We start from the raw sequence: 14,477 nt of genomic DNA, 5'->3' as shown, positions 1-14,477 counted from the left end.
CCAAACACACCTTTATCGCGGGGTGGAGCAGCCCGGTAGCTCGTCAGGCTCATAACCTGAAGGTCGTTGGTTCAAATCCAGCCCCCGCAACCAAAGACAACGAAAACCCCGTCTCATCTTGAGGCGGGGTTTCGTCGTTCTGGATCCAAAGCGGCGCCAGATCCCGCAAGACCCAGCGCCTCCCGTAACTCGGGATCGTCGAGAAGGCTTTCGAGCTCCATGGCGCGACGGCGATAAGCCTCGGCAGGATTGAGGTGGGTCAGGACAGACACGCATACGCTTGGCGCCAGTCGTAGAACGCCGCGCGCCAGCTTCCGACCACCCGGCACACCTCCGCAACCGGCGCCCGTTCTCGGCCTGCTCCAGAGCGATCTGCGCATCGGCGAATTTCGATCCATTCACGGAACTCTCCACGTCCCGATGACGGGCTCATAAGTGAAAAATTCCTGTGTGGAATGGCCGGGCGCGCGGGGAGTACGTCGAGGCGGATGTGACGGCATTCGCCTTCGCGCGGCCGATGCCGTCGGGCAGCGACGCCTTGCATGGAAACGCTGCCGCAAACGCATTGAGGCCTCGCCGAGGAGCGTTTTCTGCTTCCCGCGGAGGCCTTGAATGTCAGCGCCTTTTGATGCCCGAGCGGTTGAAAACTTGCATCCATTGCCTTGCCCCATCTGGCTTCAAAGCAGGCTCGCTGCCGTCGGCACGCCCCGGCGATTTACCATCTGTTAACCATTCGCCCGATACACCGGGGCTACCGAAAATTTACCAAGATGACCGCCGTGTTAACGAAACCCAGGCCGATCCGCCTCAAGGGGCGCTCCTACCTTGCGCTCACTCTGACCCCCGAGCTGCCCCTCGAGGACTGGCTGGTGCGGCTCGATGAGCTGGCTGCGCTGTCCGCCGGGTTTTTCCTGAGGCGGCCGGTGGTGCTCGATGTCGAAGGCATCGATCTCGACCGTACGCAGCTCCGCGAGCTCGTCGACGAGCTGTGCACGCGCAATGTGCGAATCATGGGCATTGAAGGCGCCCGCACCTCATTGCTCGGCACGGATCTGCCGCCTGCGATATCCGGCGGGCGCTCGACATCGGATATCGAAGCGCCGGTCGCCGAGCCGGTCAAGGAAGCCGTCGTGTCCGAGAGCATCATTCGCTCCGACCCGCTGCCGAACAAGACCACGCCTTCGATCATCGTGACCCAGCCCGTGCGCTCCGGTCAGTCGCTGTTCTTCCCCGAGGGCGACGTGACCATCATCGGCTCGGTCGCATCCGGCGCGGAAATCGTGGCGGGAGGTTCCATCCATGTTTACGGCACGCTCCGCGGACGAGCGCTGGCGGGCACGATGGGCAACGCGTCGGCGCGCATCTTCTGCAGCAAGCTCGAAGCTGAACTCCTCGCGATCGACGGCTTCTACAAGACGGCCGAGGACATGGAGCCCGAACTGCGCGGCAAGGCCGTCCAGATCTGGCTCGAAGGCGAAACATTCAAGGTCGGATCGCTCGCCTAGAGCATTGCGCGAAAGTCGGTACCGGCTTTTCGCATGAGCAATGCTCTCAACTTTTAGAATCGCTCACGTCGCGTCGATACAAACAGGAGAGGTCTATGGGCAAAGTCATCGTGGTCACATCCGGCAAAGGCGGCGTCGGCAAAACGACGTCCTCCGCGGCGCTGGGGGCGGCGCTTGCGAAAGGCGGCGACAAGGTAGTGGTCGTGGATTTCGATGTCGGCCTGCGCAATCTCGATCTCGTCATGGGTGCCGAAAGACGGGTCGTCTACGACCTCGTCAACGTGATCCAGGGCGAAGCCAAGCTGACGCAGGCGCTCATCCGCGACAAGCGGGTCGAGACGCTCTACCTGCTGCCGGCTTCGCAGACGCGCGACAAGGACAACCTCACGCCGGAGGGTGTCGAGAAGGTCGTCAATGCCCTGAAGAGCGTCTTCGACTGGGTCATCTGCGACAGCCCGGCCGGTATCGAGCGCGGCGCGACACTCGCGATGCGCCATGCCGACGTGGCCATCGTCGTGACCAATCCGGAGGTCTCCTCGGTGCGCGATTCCGACCGCATCATCGGCCTGCTCGATTCCAAGACGCTCAGGGCCGAGAACGGCGAGCATATGGAGAAGCATCTCCTGCTCACCCGCTACGACGCCGCCCGGGCCGAACGTGGCGACATGCTGAAGGTGGACGACGTCCTCGAAATCCTGTCGATCCCGCTGCTCGGCATCATCCCGGAAAGCATGGATGTGCTGCGCGCCTCCAATCTCGGCTCTCCCGTGACGCTGGCCGATGATCGCAGCGCGCCGTCGATCGCCTATTTCGAGGCGGCGCGCCGGCTCAAGGGCGAAAACCTGCCGATCATGATTCCGGGCGAGAAGCGCGGCTTCTTCGGCAAGATCTTCGGAAGGAAAGCGGCATGAACTTGCGTCGCCTGTTTTCCCGCACCCAGTCGGCCCCTGCCGCCCGCGAGCGCTTGAAGGTTCTCCTCGCCCATGAGCGCGCGGCGGTCGGTGATTCCGACCTGGTCTCCAAGCTGCGCGACGAAATCCTGCGCGCCATCTCGATGCATATGCAGATCGATCACGACAAGGTCACCGTGAAGATGGAGCGCGGCGCGCAATATTCGACGCTCGCCGTCGACGTCGAGATCCCGTTCGACGCGGCCAAGAAGGCGGCCTGACGGCCGCTTTCCCCTGCGGCGTGAAAACCGCTGGAGAGGACGTTCTCGCCTCGCAGTTATAGCCTCCGGCAGTTGCGAGGCCTTTGGACTCCAGGCGGAGCCTAGACGGTGAGGGCCGCCCTCTGCCGGGCCAAACCATCGATCAGACGATCGCCCTCATTGCAGCTTCTGGTTCAGGGCATCGCGCAGGCCGTCGCCGAGGATGTTGAAGCAGAGCACGACGATGAAAATGGCGAGACCCGGAAACAGGGTCAGGTGATCGGCGACGCCGAGATAGCTGCGCCCATCCGCCAGCATGGCGCCCCATTCGGAGCTTGGCGGTTGCGCCCCCAGTCCAATGAAAGACAGTGCCGCGCCGACGAGGATCGCCGAGCCGATGCGCAGGCTCATATAGACGATCACCGCCGGCAGGGCTCCGGGCAGGATATGGTGAAGGATCAGCCTGAACCTGGACACGCCGATGCTGCGGGCGGCCTGTACGTATTGGGTCTGCTTCAGCACCAATGTGCTGCCGCGGACGAGCCGGGCGAAAACCGGCACGCTGAACACGGCCACCGCCCAGATGACATTCCCAACTCCCGGCCCCAGCAGCGCCACCACCGCGATGGCGAGCAGGAGACCGGGAAACGCGAACAGCACGTCGCATAGTCGCATCAGCAGCGTGTCGACCCAGCCGCCGTTCCAACCGCTGACAAGCCCCATGATCGTGCCGATGAAGCCGCCGGCAAAGGCCGAGATCAGGCCCACGGCCAGTGAGACGCGGCCTCCCCAGATGATCCGGCTGAGGATGTCGCGGCCATAGGAATCGGTGCCGGCAAGATGGGCCCATGTCGGCGCTTGCAGGAGCGCATCGTAGTCGGCGGCGGCCGGATCGTAAGGCGAGATATAGGGCGCAAACACGGCTGCAAAGACGATGAGCGCAATGATGGCCGCGGCCAGGAGTGCTGTGTGCCTGCGGCGAAAGCGCCGCCAGAATTCCCGAGCGGGCGAGCGGATGGCTGGCGTCGTCATGATCGCAACCGGATCGCCGGGTTCAAGACGCCGTAGAGGACGTCGACCACGAGGTTTATCAGCACGAACTCGGCGGAAAGGAGCAGGATCAGCGCCTGGATCACGGGGTAGTCGCGGAAGGAGATGCTGTCGACGAGCAGGCGGCCGAGGCCCGGCCAGGCGAACACCGTCTCGACCACGATCGCGCCGCCCAGAAGCGTTCCGAATTCCAGCCCCGTCAGGGTCACGACCGGGATCAACGCGTTGCGCGCCGCGTGGCGCCAGATCACGCGGCGTTCGGTCAGGCCCTTGCTGCGCGCCGTGCGGACAAAATCTTCGCCGGCGACATCGACGAAGGCCGAGCGGGTGAAGCGGGCAAGCACCGCAGCCACCCCGACGCCGAGCGTGAATGATGGCATGAGCAGCGAACGCCATCCGTCATAGCCACCGGTCGGCAGCCAGCCGAGATGCACCGAAAACAGGTCGATCAGCAGCAGCCCGAGCCAAAAGCCGGGAAAGGACAGGCCACCGATCGCCACCAGCATGGCCGCCTGGTCCTGCCATCGCCCGCGTTTGACGCCGGCCCAGACGCCGAGCAGGCCGCCCGTCAGGGTTGCCCAGCCCATCGCCGCCAGAGTGAGCCACAAGGTCGGCAGGAAGCGCGCGCCGATAACCGCGATCACCGGCTCATGCGTGCGGCTGGAAATGCCGAAATCGCCGTGAAGCGTCGCGCCAGTGTAACGCAGATACTGCTCCCAGATCGGCCGGTCGAGCCCGAGCGCTTCGCGCGCGGATGCCACCTCCTGTTCGGTCGCATCCGCGCCCGCCACCAGGCGCGCCGGATCGCCCGGCAGCAGCCGGACGAAGCCGAAGACGAACAGCGACACGGCAAACAGCACCGGCACTGCGCCCAGCAGCCGCTTCAGGACGAAGACGGGCATCGGCTCTCATCCTGTCTGCGGGTCAGCACAGTGCGCATCGCATCGTCCTCAATAGAGACCTCCCACGCGGTGCCGCGCGACATAATGCTCGGGCCCGACCTGAACCAGCGGGGCCACCTCCGGCACGTCGTCCAACGCCCGCAGCGGGCTTGGCACTTCGCTGTCGTCGAGCGCGACCTCCTCGCGGCGTCGCGCAGGATCTGGAACCGGGACGGCGCTGAGCAGCCGCCGCGTATAGGCGTGCTGCGGCGCGGCGAGCACGGCCTGGCGTGGTCCGATTTCGACGATCTGCCCGAGATACATCACCGCGACACGGTGGCTTATCCGCTCGACCACCGCCATGTCGTGCGAGATGAACAGGCAGGCGAGGCCGAGCTTTCGCTGCAAATCCATCAGCAGGTTGACGATCTGCGCGCGGATCGACACGTCGAGCGCCGCGACCGCCTCGTCGGCGATGATCAGCCGCGGCTCCGAGGCCAGCGCCCGCGCGATTCCGACGCGCTGGCACTGGCCGCCCGAGAGCTCGTGAGGATAGCGCGAGACGAATGCGCGCGGGAGGCCGACGAGTTCGAGCAGATCTTCGACGCGACGTATGACGGCCGTGCCGGCGAGGAGGCCATGGGTGCGTATCGGCTCCGCCACGGAGAAGCCGACCGTGAGCCGCGGATCGAGCGCGCTGAACGGATCCTGGAAGACATATTGGATGCCGCGCCGCAAAGCGCGGTCCGCGGCGCTGTTCGCCGCCGCGGCGAGAACATCCTCGCCCCGGAACAGGATGCGCCCCGAGGACGGCTCTTCGAGACGCACGATGCTGCGCCCGAGCGTGCTCTTGCCGCAGCCGCTCTCGCCGACCAGCGCGAGCGTCTCGCCGGGGCGGATATCGAGGCTCACCTGCTCGACGGCGTGGACCCGGGCCCGGACGCGGCCGAGCATGCCCCTGATGTCAAACCGCGTGACCAGACCGCGCAATTCCAGCACCGGCGCTGTGGCTGCCACGGTATCCTGCGGTCCGGTCGGAGCGGGCGGTTCCGGGAACGGCACCGGCAGGGCCGCGTCGTTGAGGCTGCCGAGCACCGGCACGGCGGCGAGCAGGGTGCGCGTATAGGGATGGGAAGGCCTGGCGAAGAGCGCGCCGACCTCGCCTTCTTCGAGACGTTCGCCGGCGCGCATCACCACGACGCGGTCGGCGAGTTCGGCGACGACGCCCATGTCATGGGTGATGAACAGCAGGCCGGTGCCGAGGTCGCGCTGGAGTTCGCGCAGCAGGCGCAGCACCTGCGCCTGAACAGTCACGTCGAGAGCCGTCGTCGGCTCGTCCGCGATGAGAAGCCGCGGCCGGCTCGCCAGCGCGATGGCGATCATCGCGCGCTGCCGCATGCCGCCCGAGATCTCGAACGGATAGGAGCGCAAGTGCCGGTTCGCATCGGGGATGCGGACACGCTCGAGTAGGCGCTGCGCCTCGGCGAGAGCTGCCGTCCAGTCGAGCCGGCGGGGCTGCACGATGGCTTCGGCGATCTGGTCGCCGATCCGCATGACCGGGTTGAGCGAACTCATCGGTTGCTGGAAGACCATGGCGATCTCGGGCCCGCGCAGCCCCCGCATCGTCTCCGCATCTTCCTGCGCGAGATCGCGGACCTTGCCGCCATTGTCGCGATAGAGGATGCGGCCCGTATCGATCCGGCCGGGCCCATAGTCGAGAAGCCGGGTGATCGCCAGCGAGGCGACGGACTTGCCGGAGCCTGATTCACCCACCAGCGCCACGGTCTCGCCCGGCCTGACCGTCAGCCCAAGGCCGCGAACCACGGTCGTGCGACCTCCGTCGGCGGGAAAGCTGACGGAGAGATCCTGGACGTCGAGCAGTTCCGGCTCGCCCATGGGGAGCAGCCCCTATTTCAGGTCTGCTTCCTCATAGGTCAGAGCGGTATCGGGCTGCTGGCGGAGACCTGTCAGGCGCTTGTCGCGGCCGGCCACCAGCGTGTTGACCGAGAGGAAGATCCAGGGCGCCTCTTGCCAGACCACCTTCTGGACTGCGTCGTAAGCAACCTTGCGCTCCGCGGGATCGGCCGTCGACAGCCCCTTCAGAAGCGCCGCATCGACCGCGTCGTTCTTGAAATAGGCGAGATTGTAGAGCGCCGGCGGATAGCTGCGGCTCGACAGCAGCGGCCGCAGCGCCCAGTCGGCGTCACCGGTCGAGGGCGCCCAGCTGCCGAAGAACATGCGCACCTCGGCGTCCTCCGGCGTTTTGGCGCCCCAGAGCCGCGTGGTCGCGACGCCGGCTTCGAGCGGGTTGACTGCGACCTTCACGCCGACGAGGGCGAGCTGCTGCTGCAGGAACTGCGAGGCCCGGTTGTTCAGCGTGTTGCTGAAATTCCAGATCTCGGTCTCGAACCCATTCGGGTAGCCCGCTTCCGCCAGCAACTGCTTGGCCTTGGCGGGATCATAGGGCCAGACGCCCTGCTTGCTGTAGAAGGCGATGCCCGGCGCCACCGGCGCATCCATGGGAATGCCGAAGCCGTTATAGACGACCTTGATGAAAGCCGTCTTGTCGATCGCGTAGTTCAGGGCCTGACGGACGCGCGGATCGTCGAACGGCTTCTTGCGGGTGTTGAGGGCGACATACTGGATCACGATCGACGGCGTCTTGTCGATGGCGAGGCGCTCGTCGCGCTCGATGAGCTGCACCGTCTCGGGCGGCAAGGGGAACACGAACTGCGCTTCGCCCGAACGCAACAAGGCGAGCCTAGCGCCGCTTTCGGGCACGCTGCGGATCGTGACGCCGTCGAGCCGCGGCAGGCCCTGGCGCCAGTATTGCGGGTTGCGCGCGGCCTTGAGCGTGTCGGGCGTCCAGCTGGTGAAGATAAAGGGGCCCGTGCCGACCGGGTGGCGCGAGATCTCGGAGCCATATTGCGCGATGGCCTTGGGGCTCAGGATCGAGGCCCCGGTATGGGCGAGATAGTTGAGCAGCACGCCAGACGGCGCCTTCAGGACGAGACGGATGGTGAAGTCGTCAACGACCTCGACCTTGTCGACGGCCTCCAGCAGGCTCTGGCGCTTGAGATGGTTGGCCGGGTCGCGCAGCCGGTCGTAGTTCAGCTTGACCGCGGCAGCATCGAAGGACGAGCCGTCATGGAATTTGACGCCGCGCCGCAGGTGCACGGTGTACTGGGTCGAGTCGCTGTTGACCTCGGTGCTCTCGGCCAGAACCGGAACAAGCTTCAGGTCGCGGTCGAAGCCATAGAGCCCCTGGAAGAAAAGCCGGCTGGCCGAGAGCGAGACCGAGTCATTGAGATCGGTCGGGTCGAGGCCCAGGATGTTGTCGCCGACGCCGACCGTGATCTGCCCGGCCGCAAGCGACGGGCTGGCAAGCCCCAGCGCGGCGACGACGGCCAAGGACCGAAATGCAGTGCTGATACGAGCGAGCGAGATCGGCATGATGGCGACTCCAGATCGTTCTAAAAAAAGAACAGCCATGGGGTTTTACGATTTCGACGCAGGCGAAGTCCATGGCGGTACGCGCAATGGCGCTTCCAAATTTCGACATGCCGGAGATAAATGTTCTTTATGTCGGTCGGGGCGCGGGGACCAGGCAGCTCGACTCTGATGATTTCAGCTGGGTTCTACACCGAGGTTTCGGACTAGCTCCAATCCGCCGGCGGAAAGCTCGGATTGCCGTAGGGATAATAGTCCGTCAGCGTGAGGTTTCCGTAGGGCAGCGCCTGGAGATGCACCGTGCCCATGAAGGGTTGCGGCGGCTCGACCAGAAGGATCGTCGGGGCGAAACCGCTATCGTCGAAGCCACGGCGGAAATGCACGCGCGACTTGATCGCGATCACATTGAATTCATCCGGCTCGAAGCCGAGCTGCCAGAGTTCCGACGGCTCCATGATCTGGACGAGATAAGGGCTCAGCACCAGCACGTTGCCCTTGCCGAAGCTGACGCAGATCCATTCATTGCCGGCGCCTCGTGCCGTCGTGGCGTGGTTGAGAGAGCGGATGGTTCCGGAGAGGCGGACGGGCTCGCCGGCCGATTCGTCGAACAGGCCGCCGATCTCCGCATCGAACGCATCACCCGGCTTGGCCCCGGCTGCCAGCACCGAACGAATGATGTCGGGTGAGGCGATCGTGGCGATCAGGGTGCGTTCGAGCTTCTGCTCGATGATCTCCTGCAGCAGCCAGGTCGCGTAGCCCGAGCGGTCGCTGTAGTCGGCGAGCACCACGGGGGCTTTGCCTGATGCCACGGCCTCGCGGGCCAGCGCGACGCCCTGCTTCATCGCGTGGATCCTGACGGTATTGAGCAGCGCCTCGCGCCGCCGCCAGGTCCATTCCGCCATGTCGCGGATGACGCGGTCGGCAAGGGCCGGGTCGTTATTGGTCAGGACCTGGAGCCCCATGCCGGCATCGGGCACGTCCGACCAGGGAAAGCCGAAGAACACATTGACGAAGACATCGGGCTCCCGCGCCTCCCAGATCAGCGCCCGCTGGATGAGGTCCGACCAGGGCGAGGCGCCGGTCCACATCACGACGGTCGGAGCGATGATCGGAATCCGGATCGTGCGATGCAACGGTGTGAAGCTGCCGCGGATCGCCCTGACCAGCATGCGCGCCGCGCGCTCGCCCTGCAGGTGCATGTCGTAATGGGGGAAGTATTTGACGGTGAAGGCCATGTCGGCCTGCTGCAGAAACGCCTCGTCCTCATTGCCATGGGGATCGAAGGTCGCAGAGATGAAGACCTGCCGGCCGACCACCTCGCGGACGCGCCGCGCGATATCGGCCTCGGGGCGCGGCACGCCGCGCACCGCCAGGGCTCCGTGAAGCGCCAGATAGACGCCGTCGAGCCCCTGCTGCTCCTTCAGTTCCGCGATCATGACGCCGAGGAAATGCTCGTAGGCATCCCGCGTGATCCAGCCCGACCCGGTGCCGGTGCGCGGCCAGAGCGGAGAGGTGATGCCGATCAGCTCGACATCGCCATATTCGCGCGCGACCTGCACGAAGCCGCCCATATAGCCCTTGGGGTCGGTGGCGAGCAGCATCTCGCCACTCGCTGGGGAGCCCGGATAGATGAAATCCTCCCGCGTCGTGTCGTTGGGGAGGAAGGTGACGGTCTCATGGGCGAATTGAAGGACAGCGATACGCATCGAGAGCTGCCTCACGCCGGCTTCACGTCGTAGAACTGGGCGAAACCGTTGCGCATGCCGGTCAGCCCGCGATAGGCCGTCTTCTCATAATAGGCGCCCAGCGGAATATAGGGCACGTCGGTGAAGAACTGTTTCTGGATCTCGGCGCAGATCGCCTTCTGGGCCGCAAGGTCCTTGGCGACGAACCACTCGGCGCGCAGATCCTCCAGGCGCTGCGACTTCGGCCAGCCGAACCAGGCCTGGTCGCCATTGCCGCGGATGCCGAGCTGACTGGCCGGATCGAAATTGTTGGTGCCGTTCAGATAGGTGAAGAAGATATTCCAGCCGCCCTTGTCGCTGGGCTGCCTGCTGGCGCGGCGCTGTACCACGGTGCCCCAGTCGCTCGAGACCAGATCCACGTTCATGCCGCATTTCTGCAGCGCGTCGGCGGCGACCATCGCCAGCGCATGTGTCGAAGGATAATCGGTCGGGTCGAGCATCACTACGCGCTCGCCCTTGTAGCCGGCTGCCGCCAGTTCGCGTTTGACCTTCTCGAAATCCCGCTTGCCGACCAGGACCTCGGTTCCGGCCGTTGTCGCCAGCGGCGTATCTGGGCTGAAGACGCCGACATGGTCCTTCCACATCGTGCGTTCATCGCCGGCGACCGCAGTCATGTATTCGACCTGGTCGATGGCGCCGAGCAGGGCCCGCCGGATGGCCGGATTGTCGAAAGGCGGATGCAGGCAGTTGAAGCGCAGGCAGCCGATGCCGCCAGCGGGATCGAGCCCTTCGATCTTGACCTCGGCCCTGCGCTTCAGCACACCCAGCAGGTCCGGTGTCGGGTTCTGCCACCAATCGATTTCGCCGGCGCTGAGCGCATTGGCCGCCGTCGAAGGGTCGGGCATGATGCGCCATTCGACGCGGTCGAAGAAGACGTGCTTGGGACCTGCGGTAAAGCTGGCGGAGCCGCCCGAGCGTGGAACATAGCCGCTGAACTTCTCATAGACCGTCAGCGCGCCGGACACCCGTTCATCGGCCTTGAAGCGGAACGGACCGCTGCCGACCATCTCCGTCACCTGCTTGTTGGGATCGGTGACCGCGAAGCGTTCCGGCATGATGCAGGGCATCGAGGTTCCGGTCTTGCCGAGCGCAGCCGGCAGCAACGGGAAAGGCCGCTTCAGGCGGAATTTCACGACGCGGTCCGACTCAGCCGACAGCTCGTCGGTCGCATCCATCAAGGCGCGGCCGAAGGCGTCGCGGGCGGCGAAGCGGCGCACGCTCGGCACGACATCCTGCGCCCGCACCGGCTCGCCGTCGTGGAAGCGCAAGCCCTCGCGCAAGGTCAGCCGCCACAGCTTGCCGTCATCCTCGACGGTGTGGCCGGCCACCATCTGGGGTTCGAAATCATAGGCGCTGGTCTGCCCGTAGAGCGTATCGAAGACGAGGTAGCCGTGGTTGCGCGTCACCGTCGCCGTCGTCCAGACCGGGTCGACGATCGCAACATCCGACTCGGGCACGAATTTCAGCACCTTTGCCGGCTGCGTAAGGCTGGGCTTCGCCAGCGCGGAGACGGCGGCGCCAGCCGCGGCGCCAAGAAATGTACGACGCCTCATGCCTGGAACCTTCCGTTTTGAGCAGATGGAATGGTCGCGAATAGCGTCGCCGCGATGTCGGTCAGCTGATCCTAGAGCGCCGGAATTGACGGGCGCAAGCCGCACGGCAGCAGGGGGCCCCCGAGAGCCGGGCATGGTTGGCGGGCCTTCCGCATCTCATGCGGCCTCAGATCCATTCCTGCCGCCGTCATGACAATTCAGCGGTCGTCGTCCCGGTGGCTGGTTGCCGGTTTCGCCGGCGCCGAGATCGCGGCAGTCCTTGCTCCCAGCGCTTCGAAACCGAAGCGCGGCTTTATTCGCCGCTCGCTATTGGCAGGTCGCTGCGCCCGGCCCATTCGTGCCAGGATCCGACGAAGACGCGGACATCCGCGAAGCCCGCTTGCCTGAGCGCGTAGAGCGCGGTCGCTGCGCGCGCGCCGCGATGGCAATAGGTTACGATCGGCTGATCCTTGCGCAGGCCCGCCTTGAGGGCCAGCGCGGCGACCTCGGCGGGTGCGCGATAAGCGCCACCCTCGACCAGATCTTCCCAGAAGATGTGATGGCAGCCGGGGATGCGGCCGGCGCGTGCGCAGCAGGGATGGACGAATGCGCCGGTGAACTCGCTGCGCCGGCGCACATCGAGCAGCATCGTGGATTGGCCGGCTTCATCGATCGAGGCGATCAGCTCGCGCCGGAACGGACGGCTCGGCACGGCGCCTGCTTCCGCAGGGGCGATGATCGCGGCAGCACCCTGGCCGGGTTCGACTGCGAGGCCGGCCGCGCGCCAGGCCTTGATGCCGCCATCGAGGATCAAGCCGCCTTCAAGGCCGAGAAATTCGTGGAACCAGAGGCCACGCGGCGAGATCATGCCGGTGTCCTCCTCGAAGAAGACGACGGTCTTCGCCTCGAACAGGTTCAGGCCCTCGAACGCCGCCTCGGTGGCCGCAGCGAGCGAGGCGATGCCGGCCTCGTCGCTTTGCGGGATGAAGTAGTCGTAGACATTGAGATGGATGGCGCCGGGCAGGCTCGCCTCGCGCCAGGCTTCGATGCCGCGGACATCGACGAGGACGAGCCCGGCTTCGCCCAGCCGCGCCTGCAGCGCTTCGGCGGAAATCGTCACAGCCATGGCCAGTCGCTCCTGTCCTGATGCGTGGTGGGCGCTGAATTCGTAGCTCCTGCCCCGGCGATGACGCGGGCGGCGAGCGCGATGTCGAAGATGTTGAGCCCAAAGCTCGAGAGATAGACGAGGCTGCCGGGCTTCGGCGCAAAGCCGCCGGCGAGCACCGTGCCGAGATCGGCCGCGACACGCACCTCGGGGAAGCGGCCGGCGCGATGCATCTGGAACAGGCTCTTGGCGCTCTTCAGCCGGAACTCGCCCCAGAGATCGACCACGACATGGTCGGCCTTGTCGATCGCTTGGAAGGACACCTCGTGATAGCCGACCTGGACGACCAGCCGGCCAGGTGTCAGCGCGTCAGCGTCGAGGATAGGCTCCTTGGCGTTGGTGCAGGTCAGGACGGCGTCGCAGCGGGCAGCTTCCTCCGCGCTCTCTGCCACCTCCACAGGGAAGGGCCAGTTCCACGCCGCCAGCGCCTCGGCCCTGGAACGCGTCCGGTTCCAGATCAGGACGCGTTCCAGCCCCGGATGCAGCGCCGCCAGCATCTCCAGATGCGTGCGGGCATGGAAGCCGGCGCCCAGCACCGCGGCGCTGCGCAGCGGCACCGGCATCAAGCTCTCCAGTGCCAGCCCCGAGACGGCGGCGGTGCGCATCGCGGTCAAAAGCGCGCTCTCGACGATGCCGAGCGGCAGGCCACTCCGGCGATCATTGACGATGGTGGAGGAGGCGATCATCGGCTGCCCGTCGCCGAGCGCCGGTCGATGCGCCGTCCATTTCACGCCTGCGGCCTGAAAGCGGCCGCCGAGCGAGGCGGGCAGGGCATAGGCTCGGCCGGGCACATCGGGCGAGCCTAGCGCAACCGAGGTCTCGGCCGGCATCTCGGCCTCGCCCGCGCGCAGCAGCGCGAAGGCGTCGCGGACATCGGCCAGCGCGAGGCCGAAATCCGCGCCGCCGGCCGCGATCACCGCGGCGCGATCGAGCACTGGCAGGCTTGTGCCGGCAAAACTCATGCTGGCAAGGCTTCCGGCGCCTCGGTCAGCACCTTGGCGAAGGGGTAGAGCGCCGGGCTGCCGCCGCAATGCACGAAGAGCACGTCGCTGCCGGCAGGGATCTTGCCGCTGGCCGCGAGCGACAGCACACCGTCCATCGCCTTGCCGGTATAGACCGGGTCGAGCAGCACGCCGTCGCTCTGGGCGACGCGGTTGATGGTGGCGATGCCGCCCGGGCTCGGCACGCCATAGGCGGAGCCGACAAAGCCGTCCTCGATCCAGATATCGGCCGGCTTGAAGTCCTGCGCCCAGCCCAGCAGCGCGGCGCAATCATTGGCCATGCCGGCGATGCGTTCCTGGAACCAGGCGGCGTCGCGGCTGACGCTGATGCCGACGATCCTGGTCTTGGGCCAGTACCGGCGGATGCCGACATGGAGGCCCGCCAGCGTGCCGCCGGAGCCGGCGGGCGCGGCGACGATGTCGGGCGGCTGGCGCCCGGCCGCTTCGAGCTGGCGCGACATCTCCTCGACGGCGCGGACATAGCCGAGCGCGCCGAGAGGGTTCGCCCCGCCGAGCGGGATGACATAGGCGGTCTTGCCCGCCGCTTCCGCCGCCTGCGCATGAGCGGCCATGCGCGGATCGACCTGGGTGAAATAGGCCGTCGGCTCCAAGAATTCGAGCGTCGCGCCGAGGAGGCGGTCGAGCAGGAGATTGCCCTGGTATTCGGTCGGCGGGTTGCCGCGCAGCACCAGCACGGCTTCCATGCCGAAGCGCCGCGCCGCGGCGGCGACCATGCGGGCATGGTTGGACTGGTGGCCGCCGGTGGTGATCAGCACGCCGGCCTTCTTGGCCAGCGCGTCGGCGAGCAGGAATTCGAGCTTGCGCACCTTGTTGCCGCCGCCGCCGAAGCCGGAATAGTCGTCGCGCTTCATCCTGAGCGTGATGCCGGCTTCAGCCGAGAGGTTCGCCAAATCGTCGATCGGTGTCGGGAAGAAGCCGAGCTCGACGCGCGGGAAATCGTCGGGTGTCATCGCGAGATACTCCGGATGGTGATGCTG

12 protein-coding genes and 1 tRNA gene are annotated in these 14,477 nt (G+C 66.1%); 4 read left to right on the top strand and 9 right to left on the bottom strand.

Going from position 1 to position 14,477, the window contains the following annotated elements:
• The first annotated feature begins 16 nt into the window (after nucleotides 1-16).
• The 4 genes from CYD53_RS26740 (at nucleotide 17) to minE (ending at nucleotide 2,676) form a co-directional block, all read left to right on the top strand.
• Nucleotides 17-93, top strand: a tRNA-Met gene (locus CYD53_RS26740).
• A 677-nt stretch (nucleotides 94-770) separates the two neighbouring features.
• Nucleotides 771-1,505 carry a septum site-determining protein MinC gene (gene minC / locus CYD53_RS26735; protein ID WP_103721130.1) on the top strand — a complete coding sequence of 245 codons (735 nt, stop codon included), beginning with the start codon at nucleotides 771-773 and terminating at the stop codon, nucleotides 1,503-1,505.
• A 95-nt stretch (nucleotides 1,506-1,600) separates the two neighbouring features.
• A complete protein-coding gene (gene minD, locus CYD53_RS26730) occupies nucleotides 1,601-2,416 on the top strand; it encodes a septum site-determining protein MinD (protein ID WP_103721129.1) in 816 nt (271 codons plus the stop codon).
• Nucleotides 2,413-2,676: a cell division topological specificity factor MinE gene (minE, locus tag CYD53_RS26725; protein WP_069689375.1), complete on the top strand. Its 264-nt coding sequence runs from the start codon at nucleotides 2,413-2,415 to the stop codon at nucleotides 2,674-2,676. Before minD ends, minE begins: the two co-directional genes overlap by 4 nt.
• A gap of 156 nt (nucleotides 2,677-2,832) precedes the next feature.
• On the opposite strand, the gene CYD53_RS26720 is transcribed toward minE, so the two are convergent.
• The 9 genes from CYD53_RS26720 to CYD53_RS26680 form a co-directional block, all read right to left on the bottom strand.
• On the bottom strand, nucleotides 2,833-3,687 hold the full coding sequence (locus tag CYD53_RS26720) for an ABC transporter permease (RefSeq protein ID WP_103721128.1): 855 nt from the start codon (nucleotides 3,685-3,687) through the stop codon (nucleotides 2,833-2,835).
• Entirely contained in the window at nucleotides 3,684-4,607 is a 924-nt protein-coding gene (locus tag CYD53_RS26715; RefSeq protein ID WP_103721127.1) for an ABC transporter permease subunit, read from the bottom strand. The genes CYD53_RS26720 and CYD53_RS26715 overlap by 4 nt, the downstream gene beginning before the upstream one ends.
• Before the next feature lie 48 nt (nucleotides 4,608-4,655).
• Nucleotides 4,656-6,482: an ABC transporter ATP-binding protein gene (locus CYD53_RS26710; RefSeq protein ID WP_103721126.1), complete on the bottom strand. Its 1,827-nt coding sequence runs from the start codon at nucleotides 6,480-6,482 to the stop codon at nucleotides 4,656-4,658.
• A 12-nt stretch (nucleotides 6,483-6,494) separates the two neighbouring features.
• Nucleotides 6,495-8,039 carry a glutathione ABC transporter substrate-binding protein gene (locus CYD53_RS26705; RefSeq protein WP_103721125.1) on the bottom strand — a complete coding sequence of 515 codons (1,545 nt, stop codon included), beginning with the start codon at nucleotides 8,037-8,039 and terminating at the stop codon, nucleotides 6,495-6,497.
• 203 nt (nucleotides 8,040-8,242) lie between these two features.
• Nucleotides 8,243-9,742: a M81 family metallopeptidase gene (locus CYD53_RS26700; protein WP_103721138.1), complete on the bottom strand. Its 1,500-nt coding sequence runs from the start codon at nucleotides 9,740-9,742 to the stop codon at nucleotides 8,243-8,245.
• A gap of 11 nt (nucleotides 9,743-9,753) precedes the next feature.
• On the bottom strand, nucleotides 9,754-11,334 hold the full coding sequence (locus tag CYD53_RS26695) for an ABC transporter substrate-binding protein (RefSeq protein WP_103721124.1): 1,581 nt from the start codon (nucleotides 11,332-11,334) through the stop codon (nucleotides 9,754-9,756).
• A gap of 292 nt (nucleotides 11,335-11,626) precedes the next feature.
• A complete protein-coding gene (locus CYD53_RS26690) occupies nucleotides 11,627-12,439 on the bottom strand; it encodes a sulfurtransferase (protein WP_103721123.1) in 813 nt (270 codons plus the stop codon).
• Nucleotides 12,430-13,440: an ornithine cyclodeaminase family protein gene (locus CYD53_RS26685; RefSeq protein ID WP_103721122.1), complete on the bottom strand. Its 1,011-nt coding sequence runs from the start codon at nucleotides 13,438-13,440 to the stop codon at nucleotides 12,430-12,432. The genes CYD53_RS26690 and CYD53_RS26685 overlap by 10 nt, the downstream gene beginning before the upstream one ends.
• Nucleotides 13,437-14,450, bottom strand: coding sequence for a 1-aminocyclopropane-1-carboxylate deaminase/D-cysteine desulfhydrase (locus tag CYD53_RS26680; RefSeq protein ID WP_103721121.1), 1,014 nt, complete (start codon nucleotides 14,448-14,450; stop codon nucleotides 13,437-13,439). Before CYD53_RS26680 ends, CYD53_RS26685 begins: the two co-directional genes overlap by 4 nt.
• Between the last annotated feature and the right edge of the window lie 27 nt (nucleotides 14,451-14,477).

The sequence above is a fragment of the Allobosea psychrotolerans genome, assembly GCF_002917105.1.
GTDB classification, from domain to species: Bacteria; Pseudomonadota; Alphaproteobacteria; order Rhizobiales; family Beijerinckiaceae; genus Allobosea; species Allobosea psychrotolerans.
Note: the sequence above shows the minus strand (reverse complement) of the source record. Positions and strands in the feature narration are given on the sequence as shown.